The sequence below is a fragment of the Micromonospora sp. NPDC049523 genome (assembly GCF_040676775.1).
GTDB lineage: Bacteria > Actinomycetota > Actinomycetes > Mycobacteriales > Micromonosporaceae > Micromonospora_G.
This window is the reverse complement of the sequence record NZ_JBFAPP010000016.1, coordinates 35,363-54,528: the sequence shown is the minus strand read 5'-3', so window position 1 is coordinate 54,528 and position 19,166 is coordinate 35,363. Positions and strand designations below refer to the sequence as shown.

The window sequence follows — 19,166 nt, the reverse complement described above, 5'->3', positions numbered from 1 at the left end:
CCACGGCACCGGCCCGCCCTCAGTAGGTCACCCGGACCTGCATCTGCCGCCAGGTCTGCGGGCCGACCACCCCGTCGACGGCGATCCCGCGCATTTCCTGGTACCACCGCACGCCCGCCTCGGTTTTCGCGTCGAAGACACCGGTGGGCCGGCCACAGCGCTGCTCGCCGATGAACCGCTGCACGAACGCGACGTCGTCCCCGGTCATCGAGCGGCGCAGCGTACGCGAACCGGGTGCCCGTCCGGTGGGCTGCGGGGCGGGTGCCGGCTTGGTCGCCTCGCGCAGGGCGGCGACCGTCTGCGCGCCGACCGCCCCGTCCATCGCCAGCCGGTGTGACTTCTGGAAGCTCCGTACCCAGGTGTCGGTTTTCGGGCCGAAGTCGCCGTCCACCGTCAGCTTCGCGCCCAGCCGGTTGGCGAGTGTCTGCAACTCGCGTACGTCGCTGCCCTGGCTGCCCTTGCGCAGCACCCGGTCGCCGAGCTTCGGCACCACGGCGTCGGCGATCCCCCAGCCGCGGGTGCTGGTCTCCAACGAACGGGTGTGGCTGACGCTCACGTGCAGGTGTTTGTCGTGCGGGTTGCTGCCGGTGTAACGGGCCGCGGCGAACTTCCGGGTTCGGCTCCAGATCGTCCGGTCGAAGATGACGTACTGGGTGGACGGGTGGGCGATGCACATCCGTACGACCAGCATCGGGTCGATGCCGTCCCTGTCGATGTCGAGCGCGTTCACCGACCGGTTGTCGGAGTCCGGCACATGGTCCGATTTGGTGGCCTGGTGCGCCGCGTCGCCGATCCAGCCGTCCGAGGCCCGGTCCCGGTGCGGCCATCGGCGGTCGACCTCGTCGCGGAGCACCTTCAACGTCGGCGCCAGATGGTAGCCCGCCGCGAGGCCGGGCGGCTCCTCGGCCGGCTGTTCCTGTTCCTCCTGGTCGTAAAGGTCGTACTCGACCGGCTCCCCGATCCGGCTCTCCGGGTCGTCGTCCTCGTACATCCGGTCCGGGTCAACGGTGGTGACGGGGCTGCTCATGGTTCCTCCTTCGGTTGTCGGTGGATACGGTTCTGCTGTCTCAGTCGTCGGTGGGATCGGTGATCACGTCGAAGAGCAGGCCGCTTGCGCCCTCGCCCCGGCCTGGCCGCTTGCGCCGCCCGGTCCAGCTGTGTGTCGAGCCGTCCGACCAGCGGGCCCGCTGACGGAACCGGGTGACGTGCAGCCCGTCGCGCGGCACCTCCTCCTCGTGGATGAGCAGGTCGCTGTCGGGTTCGAGCAGTTGACCGAGCGGTCGGGGGACGACCGTCTCCCCGTCGCGCCGCCGGGGTACGCCGCCCCGGCGGTACCGGTACGCGCCCTGGGTGGGCTCGACCGGGAGCAGCGGAAACCAGTGCTCCGGGACGGAGGTGGCCAGCCGGTAGTGGGCGCCGGCTGGCTCGTCCCCGGCGGGTGGGGACGGCTCGGCCGGTTCGGCGTTCTCGTGGCGGCGCAACGGCCGCCCGGTGGCCCCCTCGACGGTGGTTTCCACCGCCCAGGCGACGTTCGCGATCTCGTCGCGGAACATCCGGACCTCCTCCACCGGAGCGCTGTCCAGGCTGTCCGCGATGGCCGGCGCGACCAGCAGGAAGTCGGACCGTCCGTGGTTCGCGGTCGCGCCGGGGCCGGTCACCGTGTGCCGGAACAGGCTCCAGTCCTGGCCGTCGTCGGGAAGGGCGCCGGCCATCCGTACGAGGGTGCGGAAGCCGAAGGTGTCGGTGACCACCAGGGAGCGGATCTTCACGACGCTGGCTACCGGGACGGTCAGTGGCAGCAGGTACCAGTCGTTGCTGTAGACGGTGGCGTACTCGACCAGGAGCAGCCGGTGCAGGTCGGTCGGTTCGGCCTCGACCCGGCCGAAGTCGACCCGGGCGTCCTCGAACTCCCACCACCGGGGCGCCGGCATCCCGGGGTAGCTGGCGGGTGCGGGCAGCACGGTCCGGACCCGGATCTCCGTCTCCGGGCCGGCCGGCACGTCGGTGGTGGCCGTGGTGTCGTGGCTGAAGGAGTGCCAGTCGAGCCGGCCGCCGTCGTATTCGTTGGCGGACAGGACGGTGGGGCCGTCGGTGGTGGGTGCGGTGAGGTCGAAGCGGTACTCCATCCGGTCGGCCTGCCACGCGGCCGGGGATACCGCCGGGTCGGTTCCGGCGAGGTCGAGCCGGTCGAGCCAGTCCAGCCAGGTCTGCGCGCATTCGGTCAGTTCGGGCAGGATCGACGTCGGTAGCGTCGGCCGGGGTGGTGGTGTGCCGTGGTCGACGAGGGCCCGCAGCACGGGCAGCAGCGCGGCGCCGCTCGCCGCTCGCCGGCCCATGACGGCAAGCCACCGCCGGCCGCGCTCGTCCAGCGCCGCCGACCGTTGTGGGTCGACGACCACCGGGTACGCCTGCGCGAAGAGTGGGCCGTAGGCGGCCAGGGTGGGCCGTTCGGCGAGCAGCCGCAGGAAGTGTTGACCGGTCCGGGCGGCGGTACGTGGCTCGGTGAGCTGGCCGCCGGAGCCGGCTTCGACCACCGACTCCAGTGGCCGGCCCCGGTCGTACGGTTGCTCCGGGCCGCCGTACGGTCGGTAGGTGGTGACGGGGGTGACCTGCGCCTGGATTCGTACCGAGGCCGGGGAGCCGGCGTCCTCGCCGGTGAACTCCCCGAGTTGCCACTGCCGGGCGAGCAGCCAGAGCGGGTCGTGCACCCGGGCCTGTAGGCCGGGGGCCAGGTTGTCGTTGCGGGATCCCGGTTCGATCCGGGTCCACGAGGTGACAGAGGGCATCTGCGCTGCTCCTTAGCCGGCCGGAACGGTACGGGTGAAGTCGGTCGAGGCGGTTTCGCCGTCGACGTTGAGCGGGAAGTAGAGGGCCGGCAGGAATTGGCCGACCTCGCCGAGGGTGGCGACGTCGACGGCTCGCAGCGGGGCGAGTTCGAGCGTTTCGACCAGGGTTTGTTCGAGGGCGTCGCGGGTCCAGACCGGTGCGTCGTCGGCGGGGACGGCGAGCAGGATCGCCTGTGGGGCGACCTGTCCGGGGGTTTCGGCGTGGAACGTCACCCCGGTGGTCTCGGCGTCGTTGGGCAGCACCTCCACCCATTCGTCGACCATCAGTCCGCGCAGCGGTGCGGCCGGGTCGAGGTCGGCGGGTGCGTCGACCACGAGGGAGAGGCCGACTCCGTCCGGCCGGGTGCCGGTGAACTTCAGTGCCAGCCACCGGTCCCCCGGTTTGTACGGCAGTTGGGCGACCCGCAGCGGCTGTTGCCGGTCGGGGTGGATCGCCTGGGTGTAGCCGCGTACGGCTTCGAGGCGGTCGGCGCCGGGGCGGACCGGGGCGGCGTCGGTGAGCCAGTCGGTGGCGCCGTACGGGTCGCCGCCCTGTAGGTCGGTGCTCGCCGCGAGTGCGGTGGCGAGTGCGGTCGCGCTGGTGAGGGTGAAGCGGGGCAGGACCCGGAAGTCCGGTCCGAAGACGGCCCGTAGTCGGGCTGTGTCGTGGTCGCGCTGTTCGGCGGCGGTGGCCGTACCGCGGTTGACGGTGAGCGTGGCGAGTTCGGCGGTTCGGGCGCCGACCTCGGCGGCGACCGTACGGGCCCGGGCGAGCAGGGCCGCCGGGGTGGCGTCGGGGCCGACGTACGCGCCGAGTACGCCGATGCCGGCGGCGACGTCGAGTGCCGCTGCCAGTTCGGTCGGGTCCTGCCCTGCCAGGTCGAGGTGGAGTTGGGTGAGCAGTGCCGCGGCGGTGTCGGCGCGGGTGGTGAGGTCGGTGTCGGCCACCGTCTCGTCGGGTTCGTCGCCGCCGGGTGCCAGGTCTGCTGGGGTGAGCGGGCGGGCGGAGCCGACGAGTTCCCGGACCGCGCGGGCGATCTCGGCGAACTCGTCCAGCCCGAGTACGTTGTCGGTCCACTGGGGAGCGCGGCCGGGGCGTACCCGGTCGGGTCGGGTGCGGTCGGCGCCGGTCGGTGGGCCGTCCGTGGCGGCGGCGTCCAGGATCCGGGCGGCGAGTTCGCCGTCGGCGGTCGGCTCGGTGACGTCGGCGAGGGCGAGCAGGTCCAGTGCGGAGCGGCCGAGCCGGTCGAGGGTGATCTCGCTGGTCAGCGTCGTCTGTCCGGCCGACCATTCGATCTCGCAGCGCACCGATGCGGGTGCCGGGAGCAGCCCGGCCACCATGGCTTCCAGGTGGGGTTCGGCGGCCGAGCGGGGGCTGGGTCCGGTGAGCGGCCACTGCGCGGTCCGGTCCGGCCAGTTGTTGGCGACCAGCGCGATCCGGTGGGTCAGCGCCATCCCGGTACGCGGGGTCCGCGCGAACTCCAGTTCGGATGCGGGTACGTCGCCGCGTGAGGCGGCGTCGAGGGTGGCGCCGCTGCGCATCGGGTTGCCCTGTGCGGCGTGGTGGACCCCCTCGGCGAGCAGGGCGTCGGCGACCGCGTCGATCGCCTCGCCGAGCGAGCGGAGCACGGTGGTGATGGCGTCGTGGTCGGCGCTGCCCGGATCCGGCAGCGCCGGGTCACCGGCCCAGTCGACCAGGTCGTCGCGCCAGCGTCGGTGCAGGTCGAGGCCGTCCACGACGGTTGTCGCCGCCACCGTCTCCCGTGGTCGGGTGTCGGTTTCGATCCGGGTGACGTGCACGGGTGCGATTTCCCGCAGCCGGGGCAGGTACTGCTCCAGTACCCTCGGGTGGTCCTGGAGTTGGCGTTCGAACCGGTAGCCGAGCAGTTCGGTCAGCGGCTGGCCCTGGCGTACGCCGTCGAGCAACCAGCCGGCGAGCCGGACCCGGTCGGCGGTCAGGTCGACGGCGAGGGGGTTGTCGCCGGTGCCGGTGTGTGCCCGGTAACCGGCCCGGAGCACGGCGGCGGTGACCGCCTGGGGCAGCGACGGGGCGTGTACGTAGCCGGCGTCCGGTGCCCCCTCCCACAGTTGGCCGCCCTCGTCCGGCGGCGCGTCGAGCACCGGGGCGGGGGTGACGGTGCGTGGGCGCAGGTTCTCGACCCAGCCGTAGCCGCCGAGGTGCACCCCGCGCGGCCGGGCCGCCCGCATGGTGGCGAGCCGTTTGGTGGCGAACGAGGTCAGCCACGCGTCGAGCCGGTACGAGCTCAGGTCGATCGCCTCGGCGAGCAGTCGTTCCAGGTCGGCGGCCGGGTACGCGGCCAGTGCCCGGGCGCTGTCCCGGAAGGCGCTCAGTTCGCTGTCCGGTGCGGCCCGCAGGTGGTCGCCGACGGCCCCGGATCCGCCGCCTGGCAGCGGGATGACCCGTTCGAGTTGCCGCCAGAGCGGCCAGCTGACCCGGTCGGGGCGGATGTCGACAAGTTCGGCGTCGCGGTACGCGTCGGCGGGCAGCGGTGCCGTGGCGGCCTGCAGCCGGCGGGCGCCGGTGGCGTACTCGGCCAGTGCGGACTGCCGCAGCATCCGGTAGAGCAGCGGGGTGGCGGTGCCGTCGGTCTCCGCCCGGTCGCGCAGTTCGTTCCAGGTGCGGACGGGGTCGCCGAGCCAGTTCAGGTAACCGGCCGGGGTCGACGGTGCGGGCGGGTTCACCAGCTGCCCGCCGATGCGGTGCGCGCCCTCGGCGAAGACGGCGCTGGCGACGCGGGGTTGCCAGGGCAGGTCGAGGTCGGTCAGGAGCTGGTTCGGTGCCAGTGCCTGCCGCTCCCGCCAGCCTTCGTCGAGGTCGAGTCGGAGGAACCGCCACAGGTAGGTGACGTACTCCATGCCGAGCAGGCTGCGTACCCGCCATTCGCGGCCCAGTGGTGCCTGGGCGAGGATGCGCAGCAGCACCTCGCGCGGGTCGCCGGGGCCGCCGATGCGGGGTACGCCCGGCAGGCCGGTGCTCGCGTCGGTTTCGGTCGCGGACGGTTTCCACACCTGGTCCCGGAGCGTTCTCAGGAAGTCGACCAGGGTGTCGTCGCGGGGGTCGTCGCCGATCCACCGGTTCAGCGCGGTCACCGGCAGGATGCCGTACGGCTGTTCGGCGATGCGCAGGGTCGGCACCGGCCCGGCGGCGCGTACGTGGTCGACGAAGTGCTGCCGGCCGTACCGGATGTCGTCCTCGCCCACCACGCCGGTGAGCATGTCGCTGAGGAAGTATCCCCAGGTGGCGGCCCAGGTGACGGTGTTCATGTGCCGCGCGCCAGCGGACTGGGACACCTCGGCGAGCGCCGGGTCGGCGGGCGGGCCGTCGGGCCGGTGCTCGGCCCGGACGAGTGCCCGTGGCGAGGTGGTCGCGGCGGCGCCTCGGGCGAGGTGGAGCGGGTCGCCCGCCTCGGCGACGGGTGCGACACCGAGGGCGAGGGCGGTGATCGGCGAGTCACCGTCGACCTGTGTCGGTGCGTGCTGGTCGTGGCCGACCCGGATCAGTTCGGCGTATTCGGGGTCGCCGGACCGGTAGCCGGACCGGGCGCCGGCGGTGCTGTTCGTCGGCGTGCCCGGGGCGACGAAGCTGAGGCCGTGGGTGTGGAAGTGGGCGTCGAGCAGTTCACCGAGGATCCGGCCGCCGCGTGCGGGGATCCCGTCGACCTCGGTCGTCGGGTCGTCGTCCACGCCGAAGACCAGGAGGCGGTCGATGCCGCCGTCGGCCATCGCCGGGGGCAGCGGGATGCGCAGCGCCATGCCGGCGTCGACCGCGGCTGGGAAGTCGACCAGCCAGCGGCTGTTGTCGTCCACGGGCGGCTCGTCGTTGCCGACGTCGGTGAGGTCGAGGTTGGCCGGTGGGCCGACGACCAGGGGCCGGCTGACCGGCTCGGACTGGGCGTACACCGGTGGCACGCCGTCACGCCAGAGGGTGACCTGCCACTGGCTGGGCAGGGCGCGGGCGACCGGCGCCCGGTCCCACGGGTCGGCGCCGCCGGGCGCTGGCGGGAACTCCGGGTCGTGGGGCAGCGGCTGGTCCGGCGGTACGGGCCGGTCCGGGCGGCCGGTCTGCGCCGGTTCCATCACCCGGGCGATCCAGGCGGCCCGTTCCGGGTCGACGAGCTGGCACAACCGGTGCCAGGCGGTGACCTCGTCGGTCGTCTTGCCTGCGGCCCGCCACACGTCGGTCCAGTACTGCTTGCCCCACGCCACCTCGTCGTCGGTTAGTTCCGGCTGGTGGGTGTCGACGTGCAGCACGTCGGGCAGGATCCGCAGCCACAGCTCGGTGGTCCCGTCGTCGGTGTTGTCGACGAACCGGGTTTCCAGGCGTACGGGCAGCAGCGCTACGGGCCACTCGGTCGGCAGGTTCCAGATGGGGTTCGGTGCGGTCATCACGCGTCCTCGGCCAGTTCGGGCAGGGATAGCAGGTTGTTCGGCAGGTCGCCGTCGGCCTCGGTGGTCAGGTACGGGCGGCCCTGTCCGGTGCGGGAGACCCGTACGCGTACCCGGTCGCCGACCGGGCGTTCGACCAGGAACCGTTCGTGCCGGGCGATGGCGGCGATCACGTCGTCGGTGTCCATCCGCCACGGGGTGCCGTCGGAGCGGGTGCCGGCGAGGGCGACGATGCGGTGTTGCGGCAGCCCGTCGGCGCGTCGGACGATCGCGTCCACCTGCCAGGTGTCGTCGATCGGCGGCACCATGTCGGTGGCGTGCACCGCGACGAGGACCGGTGGCTGGTAGACGATCCGCGCCTGGTGGGCGCCGTTGTGGTTCCACTCGACCTCGTCGAGGCGCAGGTCGGCGAGCCGGCCGCCGAGTCGTACGTGCCGCAGTGCCCGGTCCGCCGCCTCGTTGCCGGACAGGTGCCGCCAGTGCAGGTCCGACCAGGTGGCGGGGCTGCCGCCGTACGGTGCTCCGGTCGGTGCCGCGTTCAGCCCGAACCGGGCGTCGACCGGTGGCTGCCGGAACACCACGAACCAGCCGGCCTTCTCGTCGTCGCCGATGGCGTCGGAAACGCTCAGCGGCAGGCCGAAGAAGTGCATGTCCGGGTCGAGCCGGCCGGTGAACTGCGGTGACCTGGTTTCCGGCAGCAGCCGGCGGCTGCCGTCGGGTGCGTACTCCGCCTTCTGTACGTAGATCTCGGTGCCCGGGTAGCGGCGCAGCAACTCGCCCCGGACCAGGACCACGAGTAGGTCCCCGGCGCCGACGGCGGTGGCGTTCTCGCCGAGCTGGTTGTCGTCGGCCCAGCCGGCGATCGGCGGCAGATCGGAGAGCGGGCCGACCGACGGTGACGCGGAACGGACGTCCCAGAACTGGCGGAAGAAGGTGGCTCTCGGGTCGGTCGGGAAGCGCCGCCAGAGCATCTCGCGGGCGAGTTCCGAGTTGAGCCCGACCATGAACGACTCCACGAAGGAGGCGTTGACCCGCAGCAGGGTGACGGTCTCCGGTGGGATCTGGGACGCACCGGGGAAGAGGATCTCCGGGGAGAGTTCGCGTACCGCCTCGTACATCGGTCGGGGGAAGCTCGGCACGACGACCAGCTGGTCCAGGGTTTCGAGGGTGTCCGTACCGGGCAGGGCCAGCCGGGCGGTCATCCGCCCGGTGATCCCGGCGACCGGGTGCAGGGCGGTGGCGACCCGGGCCGCCATCGTGGCGGCGTCCACCTGGTCCGGGTCCGACTCGTCGACCAGGTCCTGCGCGGCGAGCACCTTGGCCTGGTGCCGGTCGGCGGCGGCGGCGAACGCGTCGCCCATGTTCCGGCGGACCGTGACCAGGGCCGGGTTCAGGTCGGCGATGGTGATCGCGGCACCCTGCCCCTGCCCACCGAACCAGCCGGAGACCGGGGCGTCGGCGGACCATCGCCGGGCCACGCCGTAGTGGTTGAGGTCCCAGCCGACCCGGTAGTAGCCGCGGTTCTCGGCGCCGGAGCTGTCGACGTGGAACAGCACGAGGTCCGGTTGGTGGGTGCCGGTGACGTCGACGACGGCGATCCCGGCGCCCTGGTGCTCGGCCGGTAGCGGGTCGCCACCGGCCTCCTTCTCCGGCGCCCACCCGCCGACCACCTGGCCACGGGGGTTGATCCGCCGACCGACCCGGTAGACCGCCCGGGTCTGACCGCCGCGCGGTTCGAGGGTGAGTACGACGATGTCGGGGATCCGGTCGTCGTCGAGGTCGGCGACGGCCACGCCGACACCCCGGATCGGGCCGGAGGTTGCCCAGGGCACCTGCACCGAGTCCGACCAGCCCCCGGTGACCTCGCCCTGGTCGCCGAGGCGCCAGCCGATCCGGTAGTAGATCGTCGGGTTGGCCCCGCCGGTCGCGTACGCGAGCACCAGTTCGGGGCGGCCGTCGCCGTCGAGGTCCGCCAGGGCGAGATCGGCCCCTTGCACTTCGGCGGCGACCTCGTTCGGGATCCGGTGGACCGGTCCCCATCCGCCGCTCACCTCACCGGTCGGGCCGAGGTTCCAGCCCACCTGGTAGCAGATGGTGTTCGCGCCGGTCGGGTTCTCCACCCACATCAGGACCAGGTCGAGCTGCTGTCCCCGCCCCTTGAGGTCGGCGACCGCGACGCCCAGCCCCTGGGTTTCCGCGCCGATTCCGCCGGGTTTGGCGAGGTGCGGTGACCAGCCGCCGCGTACCTCGGCCTCGAAGCCGAGGTCACGGCCGATGCGGTGGTAGACGGTGTTGTCGCCGGCCGGGTTGTCGACGTGGGCGGCGACGAGGTTGGACAGGAAGCCGAGCGGCAGCGCCCAGCGCAGGTGGGGCGCCGGTTCCGCGCCGACGGGTCCGGCGCCTCGGGAGTCGAGCAGCGGCAGCGGGTCGCCCCACCGCCAGTTGTCACCGTCCTTGCGTACGGGGTGGACGCGGCCGTCGCTGGCGCTGACGAAGAGCACCGATCGGGACGGCATCGCGGCACCCGGCGGCTGCATGACCCTGGTGCCGGGCGGGGTGCCGAGGTTGCGCCACGCCCACGCCCCACCGGCACCGATCCGGCGCCGCTGGTGCAGTCCGCCGTCGACGCCGCCGACAAAGAGCGACGTCTCCTCCCCGACCTGCATCACCGCGTACGTCATGTTGGCCAGGTCGACACCGGAGGGCTTGCCGTGGTCCTGCCAGTAGGCGCTGGTGCCGGACCAGATCCGTTCGAACAGCCGGCCGTCGCGGGTCTTCACGAACACGCTGGTCGTACCGAGGGACGGGCCGAGGTCCGCGACCAGGGTGTCGGCCGGGCGGCCGTGTGGAATCCAGAGCCACCGGGTGCCGTTCCAGCCCCGTTCCCACAGGTTGCCGGCGTCGGTGACGACGAAGAACCGGGTGCTGCCGTGTGCTGCTCCCGGATTTGCGGTGAGCCGTTCGGTGCCGCCGGGGTTGCCGTGGTCGACCCAGCTCCACAGGTCGCCGTCGCGGCGGCGTTCCCAGAGCCGGCCGACCTTGTCGTTGGTGTTGCCGTTCGTGGTCTGGGCGACGAACATGCTCTGGTTGTTCAGCACCAGGGAGGGGGCGCTGCCGAGCCCGTAGGTGTTCGGCGGCGACGGGTGCTTGCGCCACAGCCAGCGGTCGCTCTCCCAGTAGTGCTCGAACAGGGCGCCGTGGACCGAGGCGACGAAGAAGCGGCGTCCGCCGTCCATGGCCGCGCCGGGTTCGACCCCGGCTGCCTGGGTGCCCGGCGGGGTGCCGTGGTCGGACCAGAGCCAGCGGCCACCGTCGTGGTAGAGCTCGAAGAGTCGGCCGTCGCCGCTGCTGACGTACGTGCGGCGGTCGTCGAGCACCGGACCGGGTCCGCTCAACACGCTCGCCGGCAGGCCGGTCGGTTGGCCCGGCACACCCGCCGGCAGCGGGCCGGTGTCCGGGTACGACACCGGCAGCGGCTCGACCGGCGGCGCGGGCGGCGGGGGTGGGGGCGGCGGAGGCGGCGGCGGGGGCCAGTCGGGGTTCTCCGGCGGCCACTCCGGGTTCTCCGGTGGCAGCCTCGGCGCGGCCGGGGCGGGCTCGGTCTGCGGCTGGGGCGGCTCCACCGCGGCGGTCGCGCTGGCCGGTGGCGGCCAGTGCCACCACCGGGCGTCGTCGTCGATCTGCGCGTCGATCCGGTCGAAGGAGACGTTGTCGGGCCCGGCGACGGTGTCGAACAGCACCGTACCGGCGGGTTCTCGTTGCGGCGGGGTGGCTCGTACCTGGTTGTCGCCGGCCGCTTCGACCAGCCCGTCCAGGGCGTCGGTGCCGAGCCGGCGGGCTACCGGTCCGTGCGGTCGGGCGATCCGGCGGAAGGTGGTCGACAGGGTCGCCGCCGCCGTCGGGTTGTGTTCGAGTTCGTCACCGATGCGCTTCTTGCTGCGCGGGGTGACGGTCACCGAGTCCAGGACCGCGCCGCTGACCTGGAGCAGTCGGCCGGGCGGCAACGGGCCGGTGTCCGTCGACGGCACGGCCGCGCCGCCCACCGGTGCCGCGCCGGCCACGATCCGCCGCTCGTACGTCGACCGGCTCGCCTCCGCGGCGAGCTGTGCCTGGCGCAGCGCCTCGTTGGCCCGCTGGACCTCGGCGGCCTGTTCCCAGGCGGCGGCCATCAGGGTTTCCTGCTGTTCGCGTACGACCCGGGTGCCGAGTGCGGCGGCGATCCGGTGCCGGGGGTCGAGGTTCAGTTCGCGCAGCCAGTGCGGGGGCTCGGCGTCGCCGGGGACCCGGTCCAGCTCGGCGTAGTGGCCGCCGTAGAGCGGTGGCCCGAGCCGGGTGGCGGTGTCGGTGATCAGCTCGCGCAGCAGCGCCTGCACTGGTTCGCGGGACTCGGCCGCCCACCGGCTCGGCATGGTCGTGGCGCCGCGCAGCGCGCCCTCGACGCCGAGGCTGACCGTGGGCACGGCCGGATCCAGGTCCGGCAGCCCGGATCGGCCGATCCACACCGGACGCAGCCCGACGTCGGTGCCGAGTGCCCGTGGCTCCAGCCGGCTGGCGAGCAACTGGAAGTCGCCGTCTTCGCTGGTGGAGAACTCCCACGAGTGGTAGACCGGCAGCGGTGGCGCGGCGCCCTCGCCGGGACGCCAGGCCGGGCCGATGGCAACGGTGTCGTCGACGTCCAGGCCGAGACCGGCGAGCCGGCCGGGTTCGAAGGCGGGCACCAGGCAGGCCCGGTAGGTGACACCGGAGGCGAGCCGGCGCGGGCTGATCAGCCGGGACAGGGTCCGGGCCGGGTCACCGTCCAGCACCGAGGCGACGGTGTCGGTGTCGTCGGCCGTGGCGACCTGGGCGTGTGCCCAGGCCCACGACTCGGCGAGGTCGGGCAGGTCGGCCCGGTCGCATTCCAGTACGGGCAGCGGCGCGCCGGTGTCCGTACGCAGTTCGGAGTCGGCCACCGGTACCACGACCAGGAACAGCCAGGGGCGCAGCCGTTGCCGGTGGCCCTTGCTCGCGGGGGTGAACAGCCACGGGAAGTCCGGCCGGTCGAACTCGATCGTGACGAGGTTGTTCGGTTCGAAGTCGTGCGCACCGGGCGGCGGGTCCATCCGGATCACCTGCCGGGTGTCGACCCCGCGTACGTCGCCGGGGCCGTAGAGCCGTACGTCGAAGTGCTCCTCGTCGCGGCCGGTCAGCCGTACGCCGACCTGGATCGGTTGCCGGGCCGGGATGTCGGACACGATCGGGTCCGGCGCCACGCCGGCCGCGGCCAGCCCCTGCCGGACGTACGCCAGAAAGTGCAGTTGCGCCGTCACCGGCGTGCCTCCTCGGGTTTGGGTGAACCGGTGACCGGCTCGATGAGACGCACCAGCGGTCCCGCCCCGGTGCGGTACGCGGCCCGCCCGGTGGTCCGGGTCGGCGCCAGCGCGGCCGGGCTGGTACGCGACAACCGCAGCAGCGTCGGCCCGTCCACGGGCTGGATCGCCGCGGGCTCGACCCGCCGAATCCGGGTGACGGACCCACGCCGCTCGACGGATCCACGCCGCTCGACGGATCCACGCCGCTCGACGGCCTCCGGCCGGTCGACGATGATCGGTTCCAGGTAGCCCAGCGGCAGCGGCGGTGGCGGGTCGTCGTCGAACCTCACCTCGGGCGCGCCGAAGCTGCGCCCCGCCTCCATCAGCTCGAACGACGGCGTCGACAGCTTCTCGTCGTCGGTCAGGTCCTGGAACTGTGCCCGCGCGAAATGCTCGTACGTCGCCTCGCCGGCACTGCCGTCGGCGTCACCGAACCGGACCGACTCGATGGTGAAGGTCCCCGGCGCGGTGACGGGTGAGGTGCCGTACCGGTTGATGTCCAGGCCGAGCGGTGCGACCTGCTGGGTGACCGCGATCGCGCCGAGCGGGTGGGCCAGCAGCTGCCGTCGGGCGACGTCGATCCGGCGCAGCGTCACCAGCGCCTCGTCGCGCGGCGGGAGCTGCGCGGTCCAGTTGCGCGGGTCGCCGAGTGCCTGGGCCAGTTCGCCGCCGACGTCGAACGGGGTGGGCAGCGGCGGTGGCGTACGCGAGCCGATCGACACGTCGAAGGCGACCGACGCGCTGACGAACAGCACCTTGAACTTGGCCTTGCCTCGGGCCCGCCACGGGCGTGGTCCGCTGAGCGTGACCTGGAGCGAGACCGCCATCAGCTCGCGGCTGCCCCGGCGCAGTGCCACCGCGGCGGCGATGTCGGCGATGAAGCCGAGCGGCGCCAGTTGCAGCAGCGCGTCGAAGGAGAGCATCCCGGCGACGTTGAAGCCGGCGGCTTCGGCGTACACCTCCAGCCGGGCGCCGAACTGGACGGTGTTGGAGGTCAGCGCGAGGTACGCCTCCAGCCGCAGCCGCGGGTTGTTCCGTTCGGACAGCGCGATGGCGAGGCGGCGCAGCGCCGGGAAGTTCGGCGGTGGTTGGAACCTCGGGTTGAAGCCGCCGGCCGCCAGGGCGAACGTGGGCCGGTCGCCCCAGGACATGCGCATAGCCATGTCGCCGCTGATCGGGAACCCGGCCACCTGGGAGTCGTAGAGCGAGGCGTCGATCGAGGCCTCACCGGCGTCGAAGTCGACGACACCCAGCACGTCCATATTGATCTTGACGAGGGGATGGTTGTCGTCCGGCAGGGCCATCCGCAGGCGCCCCAGCACCACCAGCCGCATCGGCGCCGGCAGTTCGAGCACCAGCCCGAGGTCGAAGGTGAGCAGGGTGGGCGTACCCCAGCCGAGGCGGGCCATCGGGCCGAGGACGTACCGCCCGACCGCGACCGGGAAGACCGAACCAGCGGTCGCCACCACCTCGGCGGCCCGACCCACCGGGTCGTTCGGGAACATCAGCGCGTTCAGCGACCCCGTACGCACCCCCGCGCGCAGCGCCTCGACGTCGACCGTCCGGTGTACGCCGAACAGCCCGCCGACACCGTTGAGGGTGAAGCCGAAGCCGAGCTGGATCGGGGTGAACTCGGCCGATACGAGAACCAGCAGGGAGAAGCCGTCGCCGCCGTCCGGCATCCGGACCGGCGAACCGTCGGGATTCCTGGTCGCCAGCACCCCCACCGCGGTCACCGCGACCGCCTCGAACCGCAGGCTCAGCGCACCGGCGTACTGGCCGGCGGCCTCGTCGACGAAGAGGTAGCCGCCACCGGCGACCGGTCCCGCCGCCAACGACATCCCGACGCTGGTCGGCGGCTTGAGCGCGAGCGCGGTGCCGGCGGCGTTGCTGCCGATGCCGATCCCCTCGGCCACCAGCTTGACCGGTCCCAGGGCGGCGGCGAGTACACCCCGCAACCGGATCCCTTCGGCGGGCAGGATCAGCCGCCCGTCGGACCCGATGCCGAACTCGTCGAACTCCAGCCGCGGCCAGCCGATCGCCCCGGCGCCGACCAGGACGGTCACCGCACCGGAGAAGAGCAGCACCACAACACCGTCGGTCGCCTCCAGCCGCATCGCCCGCAACCCGATCCGGGCCACCCCGGCCGCCTCGACGGAGACCAGCGCGGCCGGGTCGGTGGACGTACCCGGTGGTTGTGCGGCCGCGAGCGCGGCGCTGAGCCTGCGGCCGGCGGCGAAGCCGACCTCGACGCTGACCCACTTCTCCTGATCGGACTGCTCCAGCGCCGCCAGCCGCAGGTCGGCCGCGAGCCGGGCGACACGTACGACGTTGCGCTCGATCTCAAGGGCGAACGCGCGGAACCGGAACGGGAAGCCGAAAAGCTGCCCGGTGACCGGATGCTGCGGGTCGGCGGCCACGGCGAACTTGCCGGTGAACCCGTCCGCGTCGATCGCCGCGTGCTCCAACTCCAACCGCAGATCGGCACCGGGGTCGGCGTCGAGATACTTACCGGGCAACGTGACGGACAGCCGGTCGATGGCGAGTCCACGGAAGTCCTCGCGGCCCTCCAACCAACCGGGCGGGTCGATGCCGCCGAAGACCGGCCGCACCTGGTCGGCCTCGACCACCACCTCGGTGTCGGCCACGTACGCGGGGGCCAGCGACGCCCCGCCGAAGCCCTCCAGGCTGAGCCCGTCCGGGGAGACCCGCAGGTCGGCGGTGACACTGATGCTGGCCGGACCGCCGGTCGCCACATCCCGCAGTACGTCACCGCGCAGCCGCAGCGACAGGGCGACGTCTTCGAGCAGGATCGACGGCTCCGCGCCGAGCGTGACGGTGGCCCGTACCCCCGTCCACCCGGCCCCGGCGGAGCCGAGGACGAGCGCGATGACGTCGCTGTCCGGCGGAGTCAGCGCCAGTTCACCCTCGAAGGCCAGTTCGAACGCGACGACCAAGCTCTTGTCCTCGACGGCGGCTTCCGCGCTGAGGTAGTAGATCCCGTCGAACGCCCCGGCCGGCAACAGGTCGACCAGGGGGAAGTCGGCGGCGGCGATCGCCTCGCCGAGCGGGTGCAGGGCGCGCCCGTTGACATCGATGGTCACGACAGTCTCCGCTCTCGCCGGGCGTGGCCGGCAGGTGGCTGGTACATCCGCTCACTCCTCCCAGTTGGCGGCGACCCAGATCTGCTGGTCATCCCCGCCCCACGTGATGAGCCGTGAGCCCGCGGCGCCCGTGATCGGCTGGACGTCCTCGCCGAACTGGTCGATGGTTCGCAGTCCGGTGATCGCCCCGGCGCTGTTCCGCTCGTACCCGGCGAACACCAGCGAGTGCCCGTACCCCTGCATCGGGTGGGGGTTCGCGCTGGTCTGGGTGGCCTTGATGCCCTCGAAGTCGGTGTCGAAATGCCAGAACTGGAGCAGGGCACCGGGATGGAGCCCAGCGGTGGCGAGGCCCACGATCCGGTCGAAGTAGACGCTGTCGGCCTCGCCTGCTCGGCGTACCGGGTCGAGGTGGAACCCGGCGGCGAGCCCGGTCGCGACGAGCACCCCCGGCCCACCGCGTCCGATCACCGCCGGCGGGAAGTTGCGCTTGGTCCCCTCCGCATGGAACGAACCCATGATCGTCTGCCAGAGCCGGTACGCCATCTCACCGCCGTCGTAGGCGGTCGCGCGGTGCGTGCTGCCGCCGATCTCCTGGGCCGGAACCTCGTCCGGGAAGAAAGCCCGCAGCACCGGGACCAGTCGTGGCGCGCCGATGTCCGGCGCGAGGTTCGGCAGCGGCTGGTTGTTGCGCAGGATTCCGGCATGTGCTGGAGTGCCGGCCCAGGCGTCGTCCATGAGCTGGCGGGTCCCCGGCCCGGTGACGCCCCGGCCGAAGTTCAGCCGTCCGCCGCAGATCCGGTTGTCGGTCAGCGCCCGCACCGACCGTCGCATCGACATGTACGTGCACCTGCCGCCGCCCGGACTGTCCCGCGGCTCGGCCAGCATCGCCTCGCCCATCGGAAGACGCAGTTGCAGATGCGGCGACGGCGTGACGGTTAGGTCGTACGCGAGCGCCACCGTACCCGCCGGCTGCCGCCACACGTCGGCGGTCGCCCCGTCGATCCAGCGCATCCCCCCGGCGATCGAAACCCGCAGATCCCGTACGGGTGCGTCGGCGGGGTACGACCAGAAGAAGACACCGTGGGCCGGAAGGCGTTGGACGGCCAGCGGATTGCCCGCCGGATCGGCGACGGAGATCCGCTGCGCCGGAAAGTGGACCGAACACTCGGCCACCGGCTGCCAGGCGCGGGTGCAGCGCAGCGCGTGGTAGACCGGCGTGGACCCGCCGGTGGCCAGCACCGCATCGGGTACGGCGGTACCGGCGGCGGCGTCCGTCAGATGCGGACGCAGCACCCGGTACACGTGCCGGGCGGGTACGGCACCGTTGGCGCTGTGCGCCGGGTCGTCCTCGGCCACACCCGCGCTGAGTACGTTGAACCGCTCCCGCAGCCCGTCCTTCGGCGATTGTCGGATCGCCGCGCTCACCAGCAGCGTGACGTCGTGCTGCGCGCCGGTCGGATGCACCGTCGGCATCGGATGCGCGATCCGGTCGTCGGTGGCCGCTGTGGCGCCGGCCCTGATGGTCGGCTCGTACCGTCCGGCGAGGAACGCCGCCACCGCGTGCTTGGCCCAGCGCGGATCGCTCGGCGGGATGGACGGAGTGCCGCCCAACCGTTCCGCGCGCAGCCCCGTACGCAGGGTGCTGAACAGGAACTCCTGGGAGATGCGTACGGGCCCGTACCAGACGACGTTCGGCAGCACAACCAGATCCGGGTCGAGTTCACCCAGCGCCCGGGCGGCTTCCGGGTCCACCGTCAGCCGGAGCATGCCGAGGGTGCGCCAATTGGCGTACGCGGTCCCGGTGAACTCGACGTCGTCGGGCGCTGGGGTGACCCCCGGAGCCGCAGGATCGGCAATGAACCGCAGTTGCCCCGGAAAGAGCGGCCGGACCTGCGGTACGGGGCTGCCGGCGGTCATCCGGAACGCCAGCCGCATCGCCTGCGGGTACGGCTGTCCGGCAACCGGCGCCGACGCGAAGCCGACGTCCGTGACCCCGATCGACGCGGCGTCGATCCTCCCCTGGTCGGCCGGGGAGAACGGAAACAGCAGGAAGCCGTCCCTCACCACGTCCACCCCCCGCGCCCGGTCGTCGTCGTGAGGACGGACGCGATGCTGCCTACGGTCCCTGGTCTGTACCGCAACTGGACCCCTTCCCTCGATCTGTGCCGAGTAGAAGGACACCGGAGGGCCGTCCCGGTTCACCAGTGACGGCAGTCCCGACCGGGCGGGACAATCGCCCGCACCGCCTGCCCGGTCAGCGATGGCGCGCTCGTCCTGTCGGATCGGTTACCGAAGGCGACGGGCCGTTGACTGTCGTGATCGTCGGCTATTACTGTGCCGCGAGGTGCCGACCGACGTTCGACGGGGGAACATGAGCGGCTTCTATGTGGATCCAGCCGGTCTCAACGGGCTCTACAACCTGCTCCACCGAGCATCCGGCGACGCCGAAGAGACATTGCGGTACACGAATACACATTGTCAGATGGAGTTCGACGAGGAGGGCCTGCTGTTCTATCTCGGCGGGCCGCACTCCGAGGCGTACGAGGCGATGACGAGTGCCCTGGCACGGCTGCAGAGCCTGACCAGTAGCGCAGCCACCCAGATCAATCTTGCCCAGCGGGACTACGCGACATCCGACCACAACGCCGTCGCGCGAATCGATCAGGGCTATCCGAGTGCTGCGGATCCGGACATGGTGCGGGGAACGTCGGCTACCGGCCGCCCGGATCTGTGGCCGGCTCCGCAACGGTCACTCTTCTCCGACGTCGCGCAGCCGGCCCGGCACCTGGTGCCGCCCAACTACGCGACCGGCATCGAGATGTGGCAGATCAACCCGATGACGGACCTGATCAGCCCGGCGGCCTGGCTGCGCCAGGTCAGCGTCTGGCTCTTCGACCACGACCCGTTCGAAGGCTGGGCCAAAGCTTTCAGCGGCGACTGGAACTCGTACGTGCACTGCGCCGCAGCCTGGCGGATCATCGGCAACACGATGCACGATCTCGGTCGTAACCTGACCACCGGCGCAGCGGAGGTGCCCAGCGTCTGGCGGGGCAACGCCGCAGAGGCCGAGCAGGAATTCCAGTTCGCACTCGGTGCCGCCACGATGGCGTTGCACCCCGCCTGCGACCGGTACGCCGACCTCTACCTACAGGCGGCCGAGGCGGCCAAACAGTTCTTCTCCGTCGTCAGCGGCCTGATCAGCGAACTGATCGACGTCCTTATCATCGTGAACTTGGCGGCGGTGATCGGCACGGCGACGATCGAGACCGGCATCGGAGCCGTCGCCGGTTACGGCGTCGCCGCGTATTACACCTGGCAGGCGTACGACCTATACCGGGAGATCTCGAACGTCTACGGGACCGCCGAGGCCACCTTCAAGGGCATCGCGGGTTCGATTGCGATGATCGACGCTGGCCTCGAGGTCGCCTCGATACCCGACCTGAAGCCTTACCAACACCCCGCCGGCTATCAGGGATAGG

The 19,166-nt window shown here is 72.3% G+C and carries 7 protein-coding genes; 1 reads left to right on the top strand and 6 read right to left on the bottom strand.

The window, feature by feature from the left end:
* Positions 1-19: 19 nt before the first annotated feature.
* Genes AB0J90_RS24120 through AB0J90_RS24095 form a run of 6 tightly spaced genes read right to left on the bottom strand, consistent with a single transcriptional unit; the run spans position 20 to position 17,751 of the window.
* On the bottom strand, positions 20-1,027 hold the full coding sequence (locus AB0J90_RS24120) for a peptidoglycan-binding protein (protein ID WP_363599323.1): 1,008 nt from the start codon (positions 1,025-1,027) through the stop codon (positions 20-22).
* Between the two features lie 40 nt (positions 1,028-1,067).
* Positions 1,068-2,786 (bottom strand): hypothetical protein, encoded by a 1,719-nt coding sequence (locus AB0J90_RS24115; protein WP_363599321.1) that lies wholly within the window; start codon positions 2,784-2,786, stop codon positions 1,068-1,070.
* A 12-nt stretch (positions 2,787-2,798) separates the two neighbouring features.
* Positions 2,799-7,232, bottom strand: a complete 4,434-nt coding sequence (locus tag AB0J90_RS24110; RefSeq protein WP_363599319.1) for a hypothetical protein — start codon at positions 7,230-7,232, stop codon at positions 2,799-2,801.
* Positions 7,232-12,541 (bottom strand): DUF3892 domain-containing protein, encoded by a 5,310-nt coding sequence (locus AB0J90_RS24105; protein ID WP_363599317.1) that lies wholly within the window; start codon positions 12,539-12,541, stop codon positions 7,232-7,234. Before AB0J90_RS24105 ends, AB0J90_RS24110 begins: the two co-directional genes overlap by 1 nt.
* Positions 12,538-15,687: a DUF6603 domain-containing protein gene (locus tag AB0J90_RS24100; protein WP_363599315.1), complete on the bottom strand. Its 3,150-nt coding sequence runs from the start codon at positions 15,685-15,687 to the stop codon at positions 12,538-12,540. Before AB0J90_RS24100 ends, AB0J90_RS24105 begins: the two co-directional genes overlap by 4 nt.
* 51 nt (positions 15,688-15,738) lie before the next feature.
* Entirely contained in the window at positions 15,739-17,751 is a 2,013-nt protein-coding gene (locus AB0J90_RS24095) for a hypothetical protein (RefSeq protein WP_363599313.1), read from the bottom strand.
* 196 nt (positions 17,752-17,947) lie between these two features.
* Between AB0J90_RS24095 and AB0J90_RS24090 the strand changes: the two genes are divergently transcribed.
* Complete coding sequence (locus AB0J90_RS24090) at positions 17,948-19,165, top strand: hypothetical protein (protein WP_363599311.1); 1,218 nt, start codon at positions 17,948-17,950, stop codon at positions 19,163-19,165.
* Position 19,166: the final 1 nt, after the last annotated feature.

Coding starts and splice junctions, on each gene's coding strand:
- AB0J90_RS24120 (WP_363599323.1), bottom strand. CDS start 1,027: ATGAGCAGCCCCGTCACCACCGTTGACCCGGACCGGATGTACGAGGAC.
- AB0J90_RS24115 (WP_363599321.1), bottom strand. CDS start 2,786: ATGCCCTCTGTCACCTCGTGGACCCGGATCGAACCGGGATCCCGCAAC.
- AB0J90_RS24110 (WP_363599319.1), bottom strand. CDS start 7,232: ATGACCGCACCGAACCCCATCTGGAACCTGCCGACCGAGTGGCCCGTA.
- AB0J90_RS24090 (WP_363599311.1), top strand. CDS start 17,948: ATGGCGCGCTCGTCCTGTCGGATCGGTTACCGAAGGCGACGGGCCGTT.